Annotated in this window: 18 protein-coding genes and 1 tRNA gene; 13 read left to right on the top strand and 6 right to left on the bottom strand. The window is 67.4% G+C overall.

The annotated features are described in order from the left end of the window. Window positions 1–223: 223 nt before the first annotated feature. Window positions 224–4,780, bottom strand: coding sequence for an ExeM/NucH family extracellular endonuclease (locus AC1D2F_RS14180; protein WP_476966991.1), 4,557 nt, complete (start codon window positions 4,778–4,780; stop codon window positions 224–226). 373 nt (window positions 4,781–5,153) lie between these two features. After that, window positions 5,154–5,957 carry a VOC family protein gene (locus AC1D2F_RS14175; RefSeq protein ID WP_364748212.1) on the bottom strand — a complete coding sequence of 268 codons (804 nt, stop codon included), beginning with the start codon at window positions 5,955–5,957 and terminating at the stop codon, window positions 5,154–5,156. Between the two features lie 323 nt (window positions 5,958–6,280). Here AC1D2F_RS14175 and AC1D2F_RS14170 point away from each other — a divergent pair, with 323 nt between their 5' ends. Further along, entirely contained in the window at window positions 6,281–7,225 is a 945-nt protein-coding gene (locus AC1D2F_RS14170) for an endonuclease domain-containing protein (protein WP_364748210.1), read from the top strand. A 251-nt stretch (window positions 7,226–7,476) separates the two neighbouring features. Here the strand turns inward: AC1D2F_RS14170 and AC1D2F_RS14165 are convergent. Next, window positions 7,477–7,564, bottom strand: a tRNA-Ser gene (locus AC1D2F_RS14165). A gap of 163 nt (window positions 7,565–7,727) precedes the next feature. On the opposite strand from AC1D2F_RS14165, the gene AC1D2F_RS14160 reads away from it, so the two are divergent. The 7 genes from AC1D2F_RS14160 to AC1D2F_RS14130 all read left to right on the top strand — a co-directional run bounded on the left by AC1D2F_RS14160 (window position 7,728) and on the right by AC1D2F_RS14130 (window position 14,354). Further along, window positions 7,728–8,711, top strand: coding sequence for an NAD(P)H-quinone oxidoreductase (locus AC1D2F_RS14160; protein ID WP_476966990.1), 984 nt, complete (start codon window positions 7,728–7,730; stop codon window positions 8,709–8,711). Window positions 8,712–8,878: 167 nt separating this feature from the next. Further along, window positions 8,879–9,409: a PadR family transcriptional regulator gene (locus AC1D2F_RS14155; RefSeq protein ID WP_476966989.1), complete on the top strand. Its 531-nt coding sequence runs from the start codon at window positions 8,879–8,881 to the stop codon at window positions 9,407–9,409. 139 nt (window positions 9,410–9,548) lie between these two features. Beyond that, window positions 9,549–11,876, top strand: a complete 2,328-nt coding sequence (locus AC1D2F_RS14150) for a carbon starvation CstA family protein (protein ID WP_476966988.1) — start codon at window positions 9,549–9,551, stop codon at window positions 11,874–11,876. After that, window positions 11,876–12,082, top strand: a complete 207-nt coding sequence (locus tag AC1D2F_RS14145; protein WP_364748202.1) for a YbdD/YjiX family protein — start codon at window positions 11,876–11,878, stop codon at window positions 12,080–12,082. The genes AC1D2F_RS14150 and AC1D2F_RS14145 overlap by 1 nt, the downstream gene beginning before the upstream one ends. A 134-nt stretch (window positions 12,083–12,216) precedes the next feature. Further along, window positions 12,217–12,882 carry a bacterial proteasome activator family protein gene (locus AC1D2F_RS14140; RefSeq protein ID WP_476966987.1) on the top strand — a complete coding sequence of 222 codons (666 nt, stop codon included), beginning with the start codon at window positions 12,217–12,219 and terminating at the stop codon, window positions 12,880–12,882. Window positions 12,883–12,889: 7 nt separating this feature from the next. Then, window positions 12,890–13,357, top strand: a complete 468-nt coding sequence (locus AC1D2F_RS14135) for a hypothetical protein (RefSeq protein WP_476966986.1) — start codon at window positions 12,890–12,892, stop codon at window positions 13,355–13,357. Window positions 13,358–13,508: 151 nt separating this feature from the next. Then, on the top strand, window positions 13,509–14,354 hold the full coding sequence (locus tag AC1D2F_RS14130; RefSeq protein ID WP_476966985.1) for an aldo/keto reductase: 846 nt from the start codon (window positions 13,509–13,511) through the stop codon (window positions 14,352–14,354). Window positions 14,355–14,538: 184 nt separating this feature from the next. Here the strand turns inward: AC1D2F_RS14130 and AC1D2F_RS14125 are convergent, their stop codons facing one another. Further along, on the bottom strand, window positions 14,539–14,772 hold the full coding sequence (locus AC1D2F_RS14125) for a hypothetical protein (RefSeq protein WP_364748192.1): 234 nt from the start codon (window positions 14,770–14,772) through the stop codon (window positions 14,539–14,541). A gap of 36 nt (window positions 14,773–14,808) precedes the next feature. Then, window positions 14,809–15,831, bottom strand: coding sequence for a hypothetical protein (locus AC1D2F_RS14120; protein ID WP_476966984.1), 1,023 nt, complete (start codon window positions 15,829–15,831; stop codon window positions 14,809–14,811). A gap of 93 nt (window positions 15,832–15,924) precedes the next feature. Between AC1D2F_RS14120 and AC1D2F_RS14115 the strand changes: the two genes are divergently transcribed. Continuing rightward, a complete protein-coding gene (locus AC1D2F_RS14115) occupies window positions 15,925–16,398 on the top strand; it encodes a DUF2231 domain-containing protein (RefSeq protein WP_229992748.1) in 474 nt (157 codons plus the stop codon). Here the strand turns inward: AC1D2F_RS14115 and AC1D2F_RS14110 are convergent. After that, complete coding sequence (locus AC1D2F_RS14110; protein WP_364748186.1) at window positions 16,395–17,771, bottom strand: MFS transporter; 1,377 nt, start codon at window positions 17,769–17,771, stop codon at window positions 16,395–16,397. The genes AC1D2F_RS14115 and AC1D2F_RS14110 overlap by 4 nt on opposite strands. Window positions 17,772–18,128: 357 nt before the next feature. Between AC1D2F_RS14110 and AC1D2F_RS14105 the strand changes: the two genes are divergently transcribed. The 4 genes from AC1D2F_RS14105 to AC1D2F_RS14090 all read left to right on the top strand — a co-directional run bounded on the left by AC1D2F_RS14105 (window position 18,129) and on the right by AC1D2F_RS14090 (window position 20,005). Beyond that, window positions 18,129–18,425 (top strand): hypothetical protein, encoded by a 297-nt coding sequence (locus AC1D2F_RS14105; protein WP_229992750.1) that lies wholly within the window; start codon window positions 18,129–18,131, stop codon window positions 18,423–18,425. A 238-nt stretch (window positions 18,426–18,663) separates the two neighbouring features. Next, the gene (locus AC1D2F_RS14100; RefSeq protein WP_229992751.1) at window positions 18,664–19,032 is read left to right on the top strand and encodes a hypothetical protein; all 369 of its coding nucleotides are present in this window, start codon (window positions 18,664–18,666) and stop codon (window positions 19,030–19,032) included. A gap of 110 nt (window positions 19,033–19,142) precedes the next feature. Further along, on the top strand, window positions 19,143–19,781 hold the full coding sequence (locus AC1D2F_RS14095) for a hypothetical protein (protein ID WP_364748183.1): 639 nt from the start codon (window positions 19,143–19,145) through the stop codon (window positions 19,779–19,781). Continuing rightward, the gene (locus tag AC1D2F_RS14090) at window positions 19,781–20,005 is read left to right on the top strand and encodes a helix-turn-helix domain-containing protein (protein WP_364748180.1); all 225 of its coding nucleotides are present in this window, start codon (window positions 19,781–19,783) and stop codon (window positions 20,003–20,005) included. The genes AC1D2F_RS14095 and AC1D2F_RS14090 overlap by 1 nt, the downstream gene beginning before the upstream one ends. Window positions 20,006–20,031: the final 26 nt, after the last annotated feature.

The raw sequence follows: 20,031 nt of genomic DNA, 5'->3' as shown, positions 1-20,031 counted from the left end.
AAAATTGGGCATGTCCTCCAGTGGGGCCGGGCAGTGGACTCTTGGTGCTTGTGTCCAGTGCTGCGGGCCAGGGATGGGCATGCCCATTGATTCGCAGGCCTCTCAAGAATGGACATGCCCTCCCCTGGGGCCGGGCAATGGACTCTTGGTGCTTGTGTCCAGTGCTGCGGGCCAGGGGAGGGCATGTGCCGTGGTGTGGGACCAGGAAGCCCGGGCTAAGGCATCAGCCCTTGAGGCACTTTTGGTAGGCGGCCATGGCTGTCCCGTAGTTCACCTGGCCCACCACGTCCGCGGGCCCCGTCGGCTTGACCGGAGGAATGCACTTCGGCGGCACGGGGACGCTGGCTGCGACCTTCACGTCCACCTTCACCACGGTGCCGGATTCGACGGCGGTGAGCACCAGGGTGCCCGCGCCGGCGGCGGCGCCGGTCGGAACCTGCACGTCCACTGTGGCGGCGCCGGCGGTTACCGGTGCCGTGCCAAGGGGTGTCACGGTGCCGGCAGCATCCGTGAACTCGGCGCGCAGCGAGGCATTCACCGGGCTGCCCAGCGAGGTCAGGTCCAGCTTCGAAACCGCCAGGGTGATGGCCTCCCCGCCCTTGACCTCGGCCGCCGTCGTGTTCACCACGGCCACGGAGCGGCGGGCGAAGTCGGGCGAGACCGGGTTGTGGGTCTGCAGGTACGTGATCCACGCATCGCGGTCCACGAGCCCGGAGTCCTTGGCGCCTGCGCCTTCCTTGAAGATACGGAAGTTGTCGCCACCGGTGGCCAGGAAGTTGAACGTCCCGATCCGGTAGGACTTCGCCGGGTCAATCACTGCACCGTTGACCCGGATCGAGGTGATCCGRTCACCGGCGGCGCGGGCGGCGTCGTAGGTGTAGTTCACGTTCTTGGACAGGCCCAGCTGCTGGTACGCGCGGCTGGGGACCGTGCCGTCCGTGTTGGTCTGCCACTGCTGCTCGAGCAGGGTCTTGAACTGCGCACCGGTAAGGGACGTGGTCCACAGATTGTTCACGAACGGCAGCACGGCGTTGGCCTCGGCGTACGTGATGGTGCCGTCGGGCGCGTAGTACAGCTCATTGCGCAGACCGCCCGGGTTGACGACGCCGATTTCGGCGGCGCCGAGTTCCGGCGTCTTCAGCGCATCCACGAGGGAGTCCGCCACCAGGTTGCCGAGGGTTGACTCGCTGGCCCGGTCATCGCGCACGGCCGGGGAACCGGCGAACGCCGTCGTGATATCCGCGGTGACCTTGCCGACCGGCTGGTTGCCGATCACGGCGGCGTCGGCCAGGGCCTTGTCCACGATAGTCTTGACGGCTGCGACCCGCGGGTACTGCGCCACAAGGTCGGCTGCCGGTTGCGCGGCGCTGGTGGTGCGCTGGACGTTGCCGGCCTTGTACCCGGTCACCGACATGGTCTTGGTGTCGATGGTCAGCTGGATCTGGCCGATGAACTCGCCGTAGTTTCCGGTCTGGACGATCGGGCGGGTCTTGCCGGTGGGCTGGCCCGCCGGATCCAGGACGGGCGCGTCCCAGGAGTACTGCTTGTGGGTGTGGCCGTTGAAGATGGCGGCAACATCCGGGGTGACCTTCTGGACCATCTTGGCGAAGGGGCCGCCCGCGGCGATTTCCTGCTCCAAAGTGGCGCCGTCGGGCGCGCCTGATCCGGCGCCGTCGTGGTTCTCCACAATGATGATGTCGGCGAGTTTGTCCGCCTTGATCTTCGCCGCGACCCGGTTGATGGCGTCCACGGGGTCGCCGAACTCAAGGTCCGCGATGCCCGACGGCGTGACCAGGGAGGGCACTTCCTGCGTGACGGTGCCGATCACGGCGACCTTGACGCCGTTCATATCCAGGACCGTGTACTCCGGCAGGACCGGGGTGGTGGTGCCCTTCGCATAGACGTTGGCGCCCAGGTACGGGAACTTGGCGTTGGTCCCGCCGGCGGTGACGCGGTCGCGCAGGTCCGCCCAGCCGCCGTCGAACTCGTGGTTACCCACCGCAGAGGTGCGCAGGTCCAGGGCGTTCAGCACATCGATGGTCGGCTGGTCCTTGGCCACCGCCGAGGCGAACAGGGAGGCGCCGATGTTGTCGCCGGCCGAAATGAACGCCGTGGCGCCCGGGGCGACCGCGGCACGCAGCTTCTCGATGGTCCCCGCGAAGAACACGGTGTTGGAATCGATCCGGCCGTGGAAGTCGTTGATGCCCAGGAAGTTCAGCTCAACGCTGGCCGGGGTGACGGGCAAGTCCAGCCCCACCACCACCGGATCGTGGTCGCTGGCGCGGAACTGGTCTGGAGCGTAGTAGTCGGTGACGTTGTTGTTGTAGCGGCTGTACTCCAGCGCCACGGACTCCACCGAGTTGATGTTCCAGATGTCCGCGCCGGTGACGGCGGCGTTGGCCGCCGGCGATGCGAGGATGTGGTCCAGCGAGCCCACGAGGCCACCAAAGAGGTAGGAATGCTTGGCGGAACCGTCGGCGTTCTTCGCCTTCTCGTCCTGGTTGACGTACCCGGCGCCCGTGAGGACGTTGATCGGGTCCTCCTTGGCGTAGGAGTTGAAGTCGCCGATCAGGAAGACCTTGTCGGTGCCCTTGGATTTCTGCAGTTCGTCGGAGAACGCCAGCAGGGACTTGGCCTGGGCGGTGCGGGCGAGGTTTGAGGCGCCCTGGCCCTTGTCGGTGTCTTCCGGTGTGGCGGCGGAACCCTTGGACTTGAAGTGGTTGGCGATCGCGATGAACTTCTTGTCATCRGCGGCGCCCACGGGCTTGAAGACCTGGGCCATCGGCTTGCGGGCGCTGGCGAAAGCGACCGTGTCGTTGTGGATGATGGATTCGCCGATTGGTTCGGCAACAGCCACCTTGTAGATGAACGCGGTGCGGATCATGTCCTCGTCGGCCAGCGGGGGTGCGTTGGCGGGGGTGCGGACGTAGTCCCAGATCCCCGGTGTGGCGATGTTCAGCGCATCCACCAGCTTGGCGAGCGCGTCGTCCCGGGTCTTGCCGAACTGGGCCGAGTTTTCAACCTCCATCAGGGTGACGACGTCGGCCCCGGACTTGGAGATGGCGGCGACAATCTTGTCCTGCTGCCGTTTCAGGTTCTCCGCGTTCGCGGCGCCGCGGACGTCGCAGCCGCCCTTGACGGTGATGGGGTTGCCGTCCCGGTCAGCGTAGAAGGTGCAGCCCGCCACCTGGTCGCCGGTGGTGGGGAAGTAGTTGAGCACATTGAAGGAGGCGAGCTTCAGGTTGCCGCCCACAGCGGCCGGGGTGTCCGCGCGGGTGGCGCCGAAACTTGCCGGCTGCACGGTGTCCGCGTTGGCGGCCGTCAACTGGGTCAGGGGCTGGAACTTCCAGGCGCTGTTCGCGTAGCTGAGCACTACGTTGGTCTTGAACGTCACCGGTGCGCCGACCCGGACGTGATCGGCCGTGGTCAGGTACGGGAGCACCTGGGCCTTGGTGGCGGCGTCCTTGAGGAAGTTCGTGGTGGCGCCGTCGTCGAGCTTGATGCCGCGGGCGGCGTTCGCCGCGACCATGGCGGTGTATTCGACGGAGCCGAAGGGCTCGACGGCGGTGGGCTGTTCCAGCGCGGTGGTGCCGCCGGCCAGGCCGATCTCGCCGTACTGGTTCAGCGAGAAGTTGTCCGCCACGGTGACCGGACCCTGCGGGGTCAGCAGCATGCCTTCGAGGGCCTCACGGAAGGCCTCGTCGGCGGGGAGGGCGAAGCCGGTGGCCTTGACCTCGGGGGCCGCCTCGGTGAGCTTCTTCAGATCGGCCGCCGCGGCGACGTTCAGCTGGGTCATGCCGAAGAATTCGCTGACTGCGCCGGTGAGTTCGACGTAGTCGCCGATCCTGACGGTGTCGACCGTGGACGGCGAGTAGACGAACACGGCGTCCGACGCCGCGTGGTTGGCCGGGGTGAGATCGCCGCCCGTGCCGGGGGTCTGGACGTAGTAGCCGGCGAAGCCGCCGGTGGGGAACGTGGCGGTGACCCTGCCGCGCGTGGTGACCGCTGATCCTGCCAGCGGGCTTGCGGCGCCGTTGCCCTGGATTTCGGCGATGGTCTTGGCGGCCGGGGGAGTGCCGGGGCCCGGGTCCACGGGCGGATCCACAGGTCCTGCGGCGCCGTTGGCGGCCTTCGGCGTGATGGCTGCGTTGAGCGTGGCGTCAGCGAAGTTGTTATTGGTGTCCGCGCCGTTGCTGCGGTTCAGGCTCTTGACGTCGGTGTTGCCCGACGGCGCAGCGGCCGCCTGGGTCTCAAACGTGTTGGAGGTGCCGTAGCCGAGCACGTCGGCGACGTTGGCCGGTTCAAGCACCGAGCCCGTCGGCAACGGGTTGAGCGCGCCGGCCTGCCTGGCCAGCACGATCGTGCCGCCGCCCCCGGCGGGGTTGAAACCGGTGGCGGTGGCATCCGGGGCCGGCAGGTCCGCGCCGGCGGTGCCGTTGCTGCCGCCCTTGAGCAGGTAGTAGCCCTTGGCGGGGATACTCCCGGTCAGGGCGGCCACCGAGCTCGGCGCCCCGGTCCCCGTGGCGGAGCGGTACTGGACGGACCAGCCCTCCAGCGAGACCGGCTGGTCGGAGCCGTTGTAGAGCTCGACGAACTTGTTTTTGAAGGCCGCGCCGGAGCTGCCGCCGCTGAGGTATGCCTCGTTGATGACCACCGGTGAGGTTCCGGTTGCTGCCGGGGCGGCCTCCACGGCGTTAGCCGGCACGGCCACCAGCGGAGCCGCTATGAGCGCCGCCGACAAGGCTGTGCCAAGCACTGTTTTCCAGGGTGTCTGTTTCATCCGCTCTAACTCTCATTAGGGTGCCCCGGGTAAAGGGCAGGGTGCAGTGCGTCCGCAGGGTGCAGCGGACAGTGGCCGGCCTGAACTCCTGGTCAAGTCGTGCCGGGCCCATCCAAACAGGGGTGAATGAACAACGTATGGATTAAACGTGCATTCGGCGGGACGTCCCCCAGCGAGACGTGCCGCAGCCTGCCCGGAGCGGCTCGAAAGCCCCGGGCAATGGTGACTGGTGTTGCAGGTGAGCGGTGTTCGGGTGCCTCCACCGGACGCTCCACAGAAGAATACCGGCCAGTAGCCCTTGGGGAAGGGACTGGCCGGTATTTCTTACAACAATTTTTGTAATTGGGTGGGAGAGGCCCTCTGGACCCCTCGGCTAGGCGTCCGTGGCGGGCTGATCGCCTTGTCCGGTGTCAGCCACGATCTTGAACATGGCACCGGTGGGGTCGGCCAGCGTGGCGAGCCGGCCGAACGGGGTGTCGTCCGGGCCGTCGATCACCGTGGCGCCCAGGGAGAGGGCCTGTGCGATCGTGGCGTCGGTGTCCGCAACGGCGAAGTAGACCTGCCAGTTGGACGGGACCTCGGCGGGGAGGTAGGCCGAGGCGTCCATGATCCCGGCCTTGGCCGCCCGGCCTGCGCCCAGTGTGGTGTAGCGGAATTCCGGGGTGTCGGACATGACGTCCGTGTCCCAGCCGAACACGTCCTGATAGAACTTGACGGCGGCGGCGTAGTCCTTGGTGTGGAGCTCGTGCCAGGCCGGGGCACCGGGCTCCGCCGCCAGCTCATAGCCCTTCATTTCAGCCGGCTGCCATACGCCGACCGACGCGCCGGTGGCGTCGGCGATCATGGCCATGCTGCCCTGCTCGGGGACGTCCATGGGCGGCATGTAGACCTGGCCGCCGTGCTCCGTCGCGGCCTTGACAGTGGCGGCGGCATCCTCCGAGCGCAGGTACGTGGACCACATGTCCGGCCAGGCGGCCTGATCCGCCTGCTTCTGCATGAGGCCGGCCACGGACTTGCCGTCCTTCCAGGCAGTGATGTAGCCGCCGTATTTTTCTTCGTCGCCGGTCTGGTACGTCCAGCCGAACAGCGCGCCGTAGAACGACTTTGCCTTCTCGGCATCGGATGTCATGAGGTCGATCCAGCACGGTGCGCCGTTGGAGTGGTCGGGTGTAGGCATGAGGGCTCCTGCTCTCTGTGGCGGCCCGGGCGTCGTTGTGCGGGCGCCGGACTCGGATGGGGTGGAGACTGGCTGGTAAGACTGGGTGGTGGAAACACAGAGAGACTATGACGGGGCACCGACAGTTTCAATGGGCCCGGCTAGGGGAGCTGCCTCTGGCGGGCACTGAGAACTGCCTCTGGCGGGCAGATCAGGGCGAATGCCTGGCCCGGATCCGCCCTGATCTGCCCGCCAGGAGAACGTGTACCATGCGGGCGCCCGTGGTGGGCCGCGCCTGTGGATAACCCGGAGCACGCTGCCTCCATGTGTGGCCTAATGGTCCAATGGCGACGGCCAAACCCCTGCCTCCCGCACTGTCGACAGCTTCGTTCACGATCGGCGAGGCGCGTCTCCACGGCCTGCCGCCGGGACGCATCAAGGCCCAGGACCTCCATGTGCCCAGCCGCGGCATCAGGGTCCCAGCAAACCAAGGGCAGTCCCTGCTTGCCCGTGCGCGGCCCTACACGCAGCTCGGCCCGCCGGACGTCGTAAGTTTCTATTCCGCGGCCCAGATTCACGCCTTCCGTATGCCCCTTCCGTCAGGATCCAGCCTTCCGCCGTCGGCCCGTCTCCTGCATTTGACCCGCAATGGGTCCTCCGCACCCCGCCGAAAGGGAGTGATCGGCCACCGGGCGGCCCTGGACCCGGGGGACATCGTGCAGCGTGCAGGAGTACCCGTGACGAGCGAGGCCCGCACGCTGCTCGATCTGGCCGGAACCGGCCACCTGACACTGGAGGATCTCGTGGTCATTGCCGACGGTCTGGTGTGCGAGCATCCCCGCTGGCAGCATGCGGCGACCGCACAGCTTCCCTTGGCGGAGCTCAGGGGCTACCTGGCGCGCCAACGCTGCGTGGCCGGTCTTCCGCTGCTTCGGAAGGCGCTCGCCCTGGTGCGGGCGGGCGTCGATTCGGCGCCCGAGACCCGGCTGCGCCTCCTCTTCGGCCGTTCCGGGCTGCCGCCCTTCGAGCCGGATGTCGTCCTGATCGACGCGCAGGGGATGCCTCTGTGGGCGGATCTGGGGTGCCCGGAGTACAGGCTGGCGGTTGAGTACGACGGCGGACACCACCTGACGCCGGCCCAGCGGCAGGCGGACGCCATTCGCGCCGAACGCACCATGAGCGCAGGGTGGCGGCAACTTGTGCTCAACAACGTAGATGTCACGACCGGTGAGGCGTGGGTGCTGGTGCGTGTGCGCCAGGCGCTGCGGGCGCAGGGGTGGTCCGGCTGACGTTCTCCTGGCTCCCTGCTCCTGGCTCCGTGCTCCTGGCCAAGGGCAGCCGATAGACCGCTGCAGGGCAGATCAGGGCGAATGCCGGGGATGGAACCGCCCTGATCTGCCCGCCAGGCTGCGTCCGCCTCGAGTCCGCCCCCGCAACGGCCACAACGGCCGCACCGCGAGTCCGCCCGCAACGGCCGCGGCCACAGCGCAAAAATGCCCCCGCTTCCGGCATGAACTGCAGGAGGCGGGGGCATTGTCCGCGGAAGGTAAGAGATTCGAACTCTTGGTACGGGGTCACCGCACACTGGTTTTCAAGACCAGCTCCATCGGCCGCTCGGACAACCTTCCCTAACGAGTAGTCTTTCATAGGCAGTCGGCTGCCACAAAAACCAAAAACACCGTGCGCTTGCGGACGGGTGCAGCTCCCCGCCATATTCTGGGGAGTGATGTTGATCGGACCTGGCGATCGCGGCGAACGTGCGCGGAGCCAGTTAGGAATCGGGAGTACTCCATGAAGGCTGTCTATATCTCAGAGGCCGGCGGTCCCGAGGTCCTGGAAGTCCGCGACGTGCAGGCCCCCGTGGCTGGCCCCGGCGAGGTGCTGATCGACGTCGTCGCCGCKGGCCTTAACCGTGCCGACGTCCAACAGCGCAAAGGGTTCTACCCGCCGCCCCCGGGCGCCTCCGAGATCCCCGGGCTGGAGGTCTCCGGCCGGATTGCAGGGTTCGGCCCGGGCGTGACCAAGGCATTTTCCGTGGGGGACAAGGTGGTGGCGCTGCTCGCAGGCGGCGGTTATGCCCAGCAGGTGGCCGTTCCTGCCGGGCAGGTCCTGAGGATCCCCGACGGCGTGGATCTGGTCACGGCGGCATCGTTGCCTGAGGTCGCGGCGACGGTCTATTCCAACCTGATCATGACGGCGCAGCTGCAGCCGGGCGAAACTGTCCTCATCCATGGGGCCACGGGCGGGATCGGCACCATGGCCATCCAGCTGGCCAAGGCTGTTGGCGCCCGGGTGGCCACGACGGCAGGCAACGCGGAAAAGGTCGGCACCGCCAAGGCCTTCCTCGGGGCGGACATCGCCATCAACTACGCGGAGGAAGACTTCCCGGCGAGCCTGCGCGCACAGAACGGCGGCAAAGGCGCGGATGTCATCCTCGACGTCGTCGGGGCCAAGTACCTCGAGCAGAACATCGATGCGCTGGCCGACTACGGACGCCTCGTGGTGATCGGGCTGCAGGGCGGTGCCAGGGCGGAACTGGACCTGGGACAGTTGCTGCGGAAGCGGGCCGCCATCATCGCTACGGCGCTGCGTCCCCGCCCGGTCGAGGAAAAGGCCGTGATCATGAACGCCGTCCGCGACGCCGTGTGGCCGATGCTGACCGACGGCAGGATCAGGCCCCTCGTGGCCAAGACGTTCCCGTTGGCCCAGGTCGCCGCCGCGCACACGTACTTCGATTCCGGCGACCACGTCGGCAAGATCCTGCTGGTCATGTAGCCGGGCGCCGGCCACCTTAAACCGCAGGTCGGGAGCAACTTATTCCGTCCGGAGCATGCGTTGTTTTGCGGTACGAGCGGCAAAGACGATAGCGTAGGTCCATACGCGGTATACACGCGTCTTGGGGCGCGTGTATGCTGTGTGGTTTCGTGACCTCCGGGAGCGCCATGTCTATCCGCCACAGTCTCCTCGCCCTCTTGCAGGACCGCCCGCGCTACGGCTACCAGCTCAGGACCGAATTCGAGGACCGCACCGGTTCCTCCTGGCCGCTGAACATCGGGCAGGTGTACACCACCCTTGACCGGCTGGATCGCGACGGGCTGGTCCGCAACGACGGCGGCGACGGCGACGGGCACGTCATGTACACCATCACCCCGGCCGGCCGGACAGAAGTCAGTGGCTGGTTCGCGGCCCCGGTTTCCCGCGCGAATCCGCCCCGGAATGAACTGGCCATCAAGCTCGCGCTCGGCCTCACGATTCCCGGGACCGACGTCGGCGCCATCATCCAGGCCCAGCGGGCCGTGTCGATCCGGGCGCTGCAGGAGTACACCAAGTCCCGCCGCGACACAGCCGCGCTCCAGCGCCCGGCCGACACCGCCAGGCTCCTGGTGCTGGACTCCCTCATCTTCCAGACCGAAGCCGAAGTGCGCTGGCTGGACCTCTGCGAGGCCCGCCTCATGCAGCTCAGCAACCTCTAGGGGTAGCTCGGCCGACCGCTCGTCGCGCGAACCACGCCGCCCGGCGCAGGAGCGCCGCCAGGGCGCGGCCGCATTGGTAGGGTGCGGGGGGCAGTTCTGCACCGGTGGACTGCCCAGCTGGGATTCTCGAGGAGGAGACATGGGCACAATGCCAGAGGGCACACAACGCGAAAGCACAAACAGCAGCATGCACGCCACCGCACAACTCGAGGACGGGATCGTTCCAGATCCGTCCCTCCCGCCGACATCGGTGGATGAGTCCGTCCGCGACTCCGCGGAACGCACCTGGACGCGCGCCAAGATCGCGCTGTGGGCGGCCATAGCGCTGCTGGGCGGCGTCGCCTGGTTCATGCTCGCAATCATCCGCGGCGAGACCGTCAACGCCATCTGGTTTGTGTTCGCGTCGGTCTGCACGTACCTGATCGGCTACCGCTTCTACTCCAAGGTCATTGAGCGCTACCTGCTCAAGCCCAACGACCGCCGCGCCACCCCGGCCGAATACAAGGCAGACGGCAAGGACTACGTCCGCACGGACCGCAACGTCCTGTTCGGCCACCACTTCGCCGCCATCGCCGGCGCCGGCCCCCTGGTGGGCCCGGTCATCGCGGCACAGATGGGTTACCTGCCCGGCACGATCTGGATCATCATCGGCGTCGTCCTTGCCGGCGCCGTCCAGGACTATCTCGTCCTGTTCTTTTCCATGCGCCGCGGCGGCCGTTCGCTGGGACAGATGGCCCGCGAGGAACTCGGCGTGATCGGCGGTACCGCCGCCCTCGTCGCGACCCTGCTGATCATGGTGATCATCGTCGCCATCCTTGCCCTGGTGGTCGTCAACGCCCTGGGCGAAAGCCCGTGGGGCGTCTTCTCGGTCGGCATGACCATCCCGATCGCCCTCTTCATGGGCGTGTACCTGCGCTTCATCCGGCCGGGCAAGGTCATGGAGGTCTCCCTGATCGGATTTGTGCTGCTCATGGCCGCCATTATCGGCGGCGGTGCCGTGGCAGGCACCGAATGGGGTGCCGCGTTCTTCCACCTGGACAAGGTCACCATCGCGTGGGGCCTCATCATCTACGGCTTCATCGCAGCCATCCTCCCCGTCTGGCTCCTCCTGGCCCCCCGCGACTACCTCTCCACCTTCATGAAGATCGGCGTGATCGTGATGCTGGCCCTGGCCATCATCGTGGTCCGCCCCGAGATCACGGTGCCGGCGTTCAGCGAGTATGCCGGCCGCGACAACGGTCCGGTCTTCTCCGGCGCCGTGTTTCCGTTCCTGTTCGTCACGATCGCCTGCGGCGCGCTGTCCGGGTTCCACGCCCTGATCGCCTCCGGCACCACACCGAAACTGATCGAGAAGGAACGCCAGACGCGCCTGATCGGCTACGGCGGCATGCTCATGGAATCCTTCGTGGCAATCATGGCCCTTGTGGCGGCCATCTCCATTGACCGCGGCATCTACTTCGCCATGAACGCCCCCGTGGCGCTGACCGGCGGGACCGTCGAGACCGCGGCCGCGTGGGTCAACGGCCTGGGCCTGTCCGGCGTCAACATCACGGCCGGCGATCTCGCACAGACGGCCAAGGACGTGGGGGAGCAAAGCATCGTGTCCCGCTCGGGCGGCGCCCCCACCCTCGCCGTCGGCCTTGCCCACATCATGCAGCAGTTCATCGGCGGCACCGCGATGATGGCGTTCTGGTACCACTTCGCCATCATGTTCGAGGCCCTCTTCATCCTCACGGCGGTCGACGCCGGCACCCGCGTTGCCCGGTTCATGCTGCAGGACTCGATCGGCAACTTCGTCCCGAAGTTCAAGGAACACTCCTGGCGCCCGGGTGCCTGGCTCTGCACTGCCATCATGGTGGCCGCCTGGGGCGCGGTCCTGCTGATGGGCGTCACCGACCCGCTGGGCGGCATCAACACCCTGTTCCCGCTGTTCGGCATCGCCAACCAGTTGCTGGCCGCCATAGCCCTCTCGGTCTGTCTGGCCATTGCCGCCAAGCGCACGGCCTTGAAGTACCTGTGGATCGTGGCGGCGCCGCTGGCGTTTGCCGCCGTCGTGACCATCACGGCGAGCTTCTACAAGATCTTCTCGCCCGTTCCGGCGGTGGGCTACTTCGCCAACAATGCAGCCTTCGCCAAGGCTCTTGCGGACGGCAAGACCTCCTTCGGAACCGCCAAGACCCAGGCCGCCATGGAGGCCGTGGTCCGCAACACCATGATCCAGGGATGGCTGTCGATCATCTTCGTGGTGCTGAGTATCATCGTCATCGTCACCGCAGTGATGGCAACCATCAAGGCCCTGCGGAACACGGCCGCGGGGCTTCCCAACGCCGAGAACGAAGACCCCGCCCGGGCCTCCCGTGTCTTCGCTCCGGCAGGGTTTGTTCCCACGGCGGCGGAGCGCGACCTAGTGACCGAGTGGAACCAGCACCCGGCCGTAGAGCGGCTCGAAAAGTCCGGGCACCACTGATGCGGAGCCCGGACGTGAACGCGGTACTTGCCGGGTTCCGCGGGGTTGCCGGGTACCTCGGCGCAGTGCTGGGCGCCGATGCCTACAAGAAGTACCGGGAGCACCATGAGGCCTCTGGACACACCAGCCCTCCCCTGACTGAGCGGGAGTTTTGGCGTGACCGGACCGACCGGCAGGACACCAGTCCGCAGGGTCGGTGTTGCTGAGCGGGCGCTGCTGAGCAGCTGTCCGGCAGGGGCCGGGGGAGGGGCGGTGCCGGGCACGAGAGTGTCCGACGCCGCCCCCTCCGCTTCCGGCGGACGCCGGGTCCGCGTCGCCCGGCGCGTGAGAGTATGAAGCCATGAGCGATCAGCACGACACTCAGTCCGGCGCCCAAACTGCCGACGACGTGCCCGTCGAAGGCACGCCCCTGGACGACACCCTGCCCGGTACGCCCTTGGCACCACCGGTCACGGCCGGCCACGCCGGTGGACCCGGTTCCGGGCCCAGGCCGCCCCGGGGAAGCGAACTTCAGGACCTCGTGGACCAACCCGCGAAGGTCATGCGGATCGGCACGATGGTCAAGCAGTTGCTGGACGAGGTGAAGTCCGCGCCCCTGGACGACGCGGCACGCGTCCGGCTGGCTGAAATCCACGACCGTTCCATCAAAGAACTCGAGGACGGCCTGGCTCCGGAGCTTGTTGAGGAGCTCGAACGGATCAACCTTCCCTTTCCGGAGAACGCCACCCCCTCCGACGCGGAACTGAGGATAGCCCAGGCCCAGCTGGTCGGCTGGCTCGAGGGACTCTTCCACGGTATCCAGACGGCCATCGCGGCGCAGCACGCCGCCAGGGAGCACACGTACGCCCAGATGCAGCTGCGCCAGCTGCCGCCCGGAACAGTGATCGCGCCGGGCGTCATCATCGGGGAAAACGGAGAACCCGTCCGGGCCGCGGCGCCCCGTCCCGGCGCGGTTCCCCCCGAGCCGCCCGAACCCGCGGACCACGGTCCGGGCCAGTACCTTTAGCGCGACTTTGGGCCTCTTCAGCGCAGCACGGCAAGGCCGCAGGGACGACGCCGAACTCGGCAAAGGCCTCTGGCGGCGCGCCCATGACCGGTTCAACCGCGGACTTGACCGCTACCACCAGGTCCTTGAGGGGGTAGAGGACGAGGCGTTGTACGGCGAACTCGTCGACATCGCCAACCAGCTCTCCGCGCTCGCGCCCCGGGTGCGGCGGGTCTGCGTGGAGGCCCAGCGGCGCTTTCCGAGCAACGGCCTAGATATCCCGGGACCGCTGGCAGGCGTTCACCGGGCCTTGTCGACGGCCGGCAATTCGCTCGCCATGACCGCTGAGGCGGCCGCGATGCTCCGGCTCGCCGTGGGGCCGGTCCCGGCCGGTGCCGCGTCGGTGCGGAGGCGCGCCGATTCCGTGCTGGAACAGGTGCACGACGCCGAGCGGCGGCTTGCGGAGGCTGACGGCAACGCCCCCACGTCGACCTGAGTCGTTCCCCGCAAGAGCGCGCGGCGACGGCGAAGCTCCGCTTTGCCGGGGTTCCTGATTCCCTGTATTCCCGGGTATTCCCGGTTACGCGCCTAGCTTAGCTTCGCCCCTGACACTGGCCGGAGGGCGCCGATGTTGGCAGGATACTTATATGACTTTTTCACCGGAACTGACTTTCAATGACGGCAACACCATCCCCCAGCTTGGCTACGGGGTGTGGCAGGTTGAAGATGACGTGGCCGAAAAGGTGGTTGTGCAGGCGTTCGAGGCCGGCTTCCGCCACATCGACACGGCAAAGATCTACGGCAACGAAGCAGGCGTGGGCCGCGCCATTGAGCGCTCCGGCCTCAAGCCCGAGGAAATTTTCATCACCACCAAACTGTGGAACGCGGACCAGGGCTACGAGTCCACCCTGAAGGCGTTCGAGGAGTCCATGCAGCGGCTGGGCCTGGAGACCCTGGACCTGTACCTGATCCACTGGATGCAGCCCAAGCAGGACAAATACGTCGACACCTGGAAAGCCCTCATCGAACTCCAGAAGCAGGGCCGGGTGAAGACGATTGGCGTCTCCAACTTCACCAAGGAGGGCCTGCAGCGCCTGATCGATGAGACCGGCGTGGTTCCGGCCATCAACCAGGTCGAGCTGCACCCGTTCTTCAGCCAGGCCGAACTGCGCGAATTCAACGCGTCCAAGGGCATCCTCACCCAGGCCTGGTCGCCGCTGGGCCAGGGCGGGGAGCTGCTCGAGAGCCCTGTCATCTCCGAGATTGCCGCCAAGCACGGCGCCACCCCGGCCCAGGTTGTCATCGCGTGGCACCTGGCCATCGGCAACGTGGTCATCCCGAAGTCGGTCACCGAGTCCCGGATCCGCGAGAACTACGCGGCCCTGGACGTCACCCTCGACGAGACCGACCTCCAGGCCATCAACGGACTGGACCGTTCCGCCGAAGACGCCGGCCGGATCGGCCCGGATCCGGCTGTCTCCGACTTCGCCTAAGCAACAGTCCCACGACGCCGGCAGCCAGCTGACGTTCGCACAGGGCCTCCACCCCGCACAGGGTGGAGGCCCTTCCTGCGCTCAGGCTCATTCCCGCGGCCGCGCCCGTTCCCGCGGCCCCGCCTGCCGGTACCGTGACACCCGCCGGGACCGTGAAGCCTCCGAAATAGACGCCGCTCCGGAGTCAGGCGGCGGCCCGGCGCTCTTTCGCCGGGATGGCATCGACGACGGCCCAGCCGTCCTCGCCCGCCACGCACCGGCTGGCGAAGCGGTCCGCGGCGGCAGCGTCATCGAAGCTCTCGGAACGGATCCGGCCGCAGTCGGTGTCCAGGTAGGTGACCTCGAAATACAGTGCGCCATCCTGTGCGCCGTTGAAACCCGGCTGGAACCTCTGTTGGAAATTCTGGTTGTTCTCCATGATTCCAGTGTGCAACCGACCTCCGACAGGAAGACTTCACCCCTCCGGCGTGTTGCCGAGCCGCAGCACCCGCTCCCGAGCCAGGACTTCCTTACGGCGCTGCCGGTCCGCGGCCCGTGCCGTCTGCTGCGCAAGGGCCGCCGCCTGCTCGTGACGCTTCCGTGCTCCCTTGAGCTCGGCTTCAACTACGTCCAGACGCCGCCTGAGATCGCGCGCCTCATCGGCCAGCCGAGTGCTTTCCGCCATCGCCTCCGCCAGCTCCGCGGCCGCGCGGCGTGCGTCCCCGGCGGCCTCCGCGGCGGCCTCTTCGGCCGCTTCCAGGCCGGTCCGCGCCCGTTCCACAGCCGACGGCGTGGGCGCCACATGTGCTTTCCCGACGGCCCGGAGGCGGGGTTGTTCCGGTGACTTTCCACCGGCAGCCTCGCCGCGGTGCGCGGCCCGGGCCGCCGGTTCGCTCCCACGGRCCCCGGGCGCCCCGCCGCCGGCCGTTCCGCGCGCGGCTCCGGTACCCAGTGCGGCCGCCACCTGGCTCCCCGGGACAGCAACGGCGCCGGCGAGATCGACGACGTCGACCCCGTCCGCCGAGAGTGTCCGGAGCAGACAGCCGCTTTGCACGGCAGCCGCGGCCCCCGGGTCGGCGGTGGCGGCACGCAGGGTCTGCTCCACCTCCGTCGCCACGCCGGCGCTGATGGCCCGTCCGTGCTGGGCGGCCAGGGCGTGTGCTGCCTTTACCGCGCCGGCGAGAAGCTGGCGCCGCTGCTGCGCGAGGCGGCGGAGGTCGGCTGCATCCAGGGCGTCCTGCGCGGCCTGCATCGAGGTTCCCAGCCCAGCCAGCTCCCGCAGGATTTCGGGGCTGTGCGCCGCCAGCATGTTCACTGCCCACGCCGCCACCGACGGTTTGGGCAGGGCCCGGACTTCGGCTGCCAGGGCGCGCTGCTCGGCCGCGGTGAGGCCAACGGCGGCGACGTCTTTGGCCGCGGCCGTTCTTGCCGCCACGAACTCGCCGTACGGCAGTGCATACAGCGGCCCGGCAATGCCCTCGAGTTCCCGCGTTCCCATGCAAGAATCATAGGAGTCCGGCCCCGCCACGAAAGCCCAGCTCGTGGCACCGTCATGAGAGCAGGCGGCGCCAGGTTGCGGAGGAGTGTTCACTTGATCGAAATTGGCGGGCTGCCGGCCCACATCCTGCTCGTCCACGCCGTGGTGGTGCTCGCGCCGATTGCAGGTCTGGGCGCCATTGTCTATGCCGCGGCACCGCGCTGGCGGACCTACCTGGCGTGGCCCCTGGGCGTGTTGTCGTTGGGGCTGGTTCCGGTGACTCTGCTGACGGCGCAGGCAGGCGAGCAGCTGGAGAAGGCACGCCCGGCGTCGGCCCTGATTCACGAGCACGCCCAGCAGGGCGATGTGCTCAAGGTGGTTTCCGTGATCTTTTTCGTCCTGGTCGCGGCGATGCTGGTGGTCACGTATGAACCCTTCGGCCGGAGGCTGGCGTTCCTCGGTGGACTTCGAGACATCAGGAGCGTCCGAGTGGCGCTCCTGATCGCCGGCGTCGTGACAGGCGCCTTCTTCATCTACCAGAGCATCATCACGGGACATTCGGGCGCGGCGTCCGTCTGGGCGCGCTAAGTCCGCCCATCGGCGGGCCCGTGAGCCGGTGACGGGTGCCGGGCCCTGCGCAGCGTTACGACCAGAAGGACCAGGGCCGTTGCCTGGAGGGCGGCAACGGTAATGATGAGCGCCGGCCGCGCGCTGTAGAGTGACCCGTACAAGGCCCCGCCGACCAATGCTCCGGCCCCCTCGAACGCCGCGAACACCCCGTATGCCGTGCCCTGCCGGGGCTGGGGCACCAGATCTGCGACCAACGCCTTGACCGTGGAGTCCTGGATACCCATGGCGGTGCCCCAGACCAGGACGCCGGCCAGAACGAGCCCGGCGCTCGGCGCCAGGGCCAGTACTGGCACCCCTGCAATCAGCACGGGCAGCGCCAGGAGCACGGCCGCCCCGGCGCGATCGTAAATGACGCCACTGGCGAGGGCCCCGATGGCGGCGGCGCCCATGGCGCCGGCGTAGAGCAAGGGGACCACCGGGACGGGCACGGCCACGGCGGCCGTCAGATGGTAGGAGATAACGCCGAACGCCACGAGCCCGGCGCTCCAAAAGAATGCGGCAGCGGCAAACAGGATGAAGGGGCCGGAAATCGCCGACGGCGGCCGGCCGGCAGCCTTCCCTTGGGCTGGCGCCGTGCCGGAGTGCGAACCGCGCGGCGTCGCCGCGGGCGCGGCCTCCGGCCCCGGGAAGACGACGGGGTCGGCGTCGGGCGCTGGCGTGTCCGCGCCGGGTTCCTGGACCCGGCGACGCAACCAAACGAGAATCGCCAGCGCCGCCACCGCCGGAATGACGAGCACCGCAAAGGCTGCCGGCAGCGAGCCGGTGGCAACCAGGACCGCCGAAACGAGCAACGGGCCCAGGAGCGCCCCGGCCAAGTCGAGTGATTTGTGGACGGCGAAGCCGCGGCCCCGGCCAACCGGCTGGACGGCGGCGGCGAGCAGCACGGTTTTCGCCGGGCTGCGGACAGCCTTGCCAACCCTGTCCCCGATGATGAGCACGGCCGCCAGGACCAGTCCGGCGGTCCCGGCGAGGGGCGTCAACGCCAGCAGCGGTACGCACAGCGCCGTGAGGGCATACCCGGCCATCGTGAAGGTCCAGTACTTCCCGGTGCGGTCCGCCCAGGGGCCGAATACCAGCCGGAGTCCCTGGGACGCGGCCTCCGCGGCGCCGGTCACGAGACCGACGAATAGCGCGGACGCGCCGAGCTGGGCGAGTAGGGGACCTCCCAGGGGGCGGGCGCCGTCGGACACCATGTCAGTGGCGAGGCTGACCAGGCCGAATCCGACAACCGGGCCCCATAGCCGGCGCAGCCGATTGTCGGGTTGGCCTCCGGGCCGCGGCGGCGGGAATTCCTGCTGGCGGGCTGGCAGCCTGCGCCCGGGCCGTTCCATTCACTAAGGCTGGCGGACGGCCTGGAAAAAGACAATACGCAGGTCAGGTCCTTGTGGCCGGGTCGAGGCGCGGAAGGAAATTTTGACCAAAGTGGCTTTTTCTTGCCTGCGGCTTGGTACTTTTTGACAGCCGATCCGCACTGTGCGGGCCGGGGGACCCACAATGACGGATTGAATTTCACAACCATGAGCTCACCCCAGTAACAGGGCTATGGCGGTACTGACGGTGGTCCGCGGGACTCACGTTGACCTCACTCCGCGACGTATTGACGACTGCCCGGCTCGGGCGTAGACCGTGCCGTATCAAACCAATCGCAGGCCGTTGCCTTGCGGCCTGCCGCCTGTGAGGAGAAGACAATGGCCGTCGCAGTCATCATGGAATTTGCCGGTGCCACGCTGGAGCAATACGACCAAGTCATCGGCAAGATGGGCCTTACGCCCGGAGGGCCCGCGCCGGTTGGCGCCCTCGGCCACTGGGTGGCCGCCACCGACGACGGGATCCTCGTTACCGACCTATGGGAGACGAAGGAGCTCTACGACGCCTTTGCGAAGGACCAGATCGGCCCGTTCTCTGCTGAAGTCGGTATCCCCGCGCCGCCTACGGTGAAGTATCTGGACGTCCACAATTACTTCACCCCTGGGGCCAGTGCCTGACCGAAGTGAGCGGGCGGAAACTGGGACCAGGATCCGGTACGCGCCGAGGACTACGACGGAACCCCCGGAAATCATTGATTTCCGGGGGTTCTTCTCGAACTGGCGATCTGGTCGGTTTCTCCGCCAGCCACCTGCCAGCCCGTTGTCCGCCGTGGCAGACATGAGTCCTTGCGCCGGCGGCTCCCGAGGAGGACGGCACCGGAGTAGCCTGACAGCAGAAGCGAGAAAGGCATGGACCATGCGCATTCTTCAGACATCCACCGACGCCCTCAACGTCACACGGATCGACAGGATCGCCTATCTCAACGCTGAAGAGCGGACATTTCTGACCACAACAACCGGCCGGCCGGATTTCGCCACTCCCGGTCAGGGGGAAGTCATCGCCGACATGGGGCGGGCCGTTCCAGTCACCTTGGCCTACATCGATGACCCGCTCGAAGGGAGCCTCATCATCGCGCGCCTCACGGACTTGATTGCAAACTACGACTGGCCTGTCATCAGATTCTCCGACGTTCGGGAAGACGCCCGGAAAAAGGTCGCCGAAATCCGGTACAGAGAATCCGAGGATAACGCCGAGCCAGACCGCACTGACCCGCACGAAGACTAGTCCGGGCAGCGGCCCGCCAGCCCGGAGAATCCGGCTGGACCACCGGAGGATCAGCGGGTAGTTTATCGACTATCGTTATTAACGAATGTCGATATGCCTTGGGGGGAACGATGAAACTGACGAAAAATGACACCCGGCCGGACAACGGCGGGAAGAAGGTCGTATCCAGAGCGGACGCAGTCGTGTTCATGATCGCATCGGCGGCCGTTGCTGTGCTGACGACAGTGACGACTGTTGCCGGCATCATCGGCTACACCAGCGGTCCAGTGACGCTGGTGCTTCCGGTGGCCACGGCGAATCATGCCGCCACGGGCCTCCTGCCGGGGGTGACCGGACACTTTACGGCCATGGAAGCCACTCTTCCGACTCTTCCGTCAGGTCCCGGAGAGCTTTTGGCATGGGCCGATTCGCTGAACCAGATCGGCTTCCTGGCTCTCCTTGTTTTGGTGTTCCTGCTGGCCCGCCGGCTCCGGAGTGAGACTCTGTTCACTTCCGGATCCGCATGGATCGTCGGTGCCTGCGGCGCCGCCCTGACCGTGTTCGGGACCGTGGGGCAGATTCTTGACTCCATTGCACGCAGCCGGCTGGCAGAACTGATCGGTGCCAACGCCCGCACCCCGGGGGAGGCCTACAGCTTCTCGGCTGACTTCAACCTCGCTCCGGTGTTGCTGGGCCTGGTCCTGGTGCTCGTCGCCGGTGTCTTCCAGTTCGGCCGCCGCCTTCAGCAGGACACGGATGGCCTGGTCTGATGCCGGCAGACGACTCCACTGATATTCACTGCCGCCTCGACGAACTTCTGGGGGCTCGGGGTATGACCCTGACGGAGCTGAGTAAGCAGGTCGGGGTGAGTCTGGTGAACCTGTCGGTGCTCAAAAACGACCGGGCGAAGGCGATCAGGTTCTCCACGCTGACGGCAATCTGCGAAGCGCTGGACTGTCAGGTGGGGGACCTGCTGGTGACCGCGCGGCGCTGACACCGGCTTCTACGCTTCACAGCAAA

It is taken from the genome of Arthrobacter sp. P1_B3 (assembly GCF_056406615.1).
Note: the sequence above shows the minus strand (reverse complement) of the source record. Positions and strands in the feature narration are given on the sequence as shown.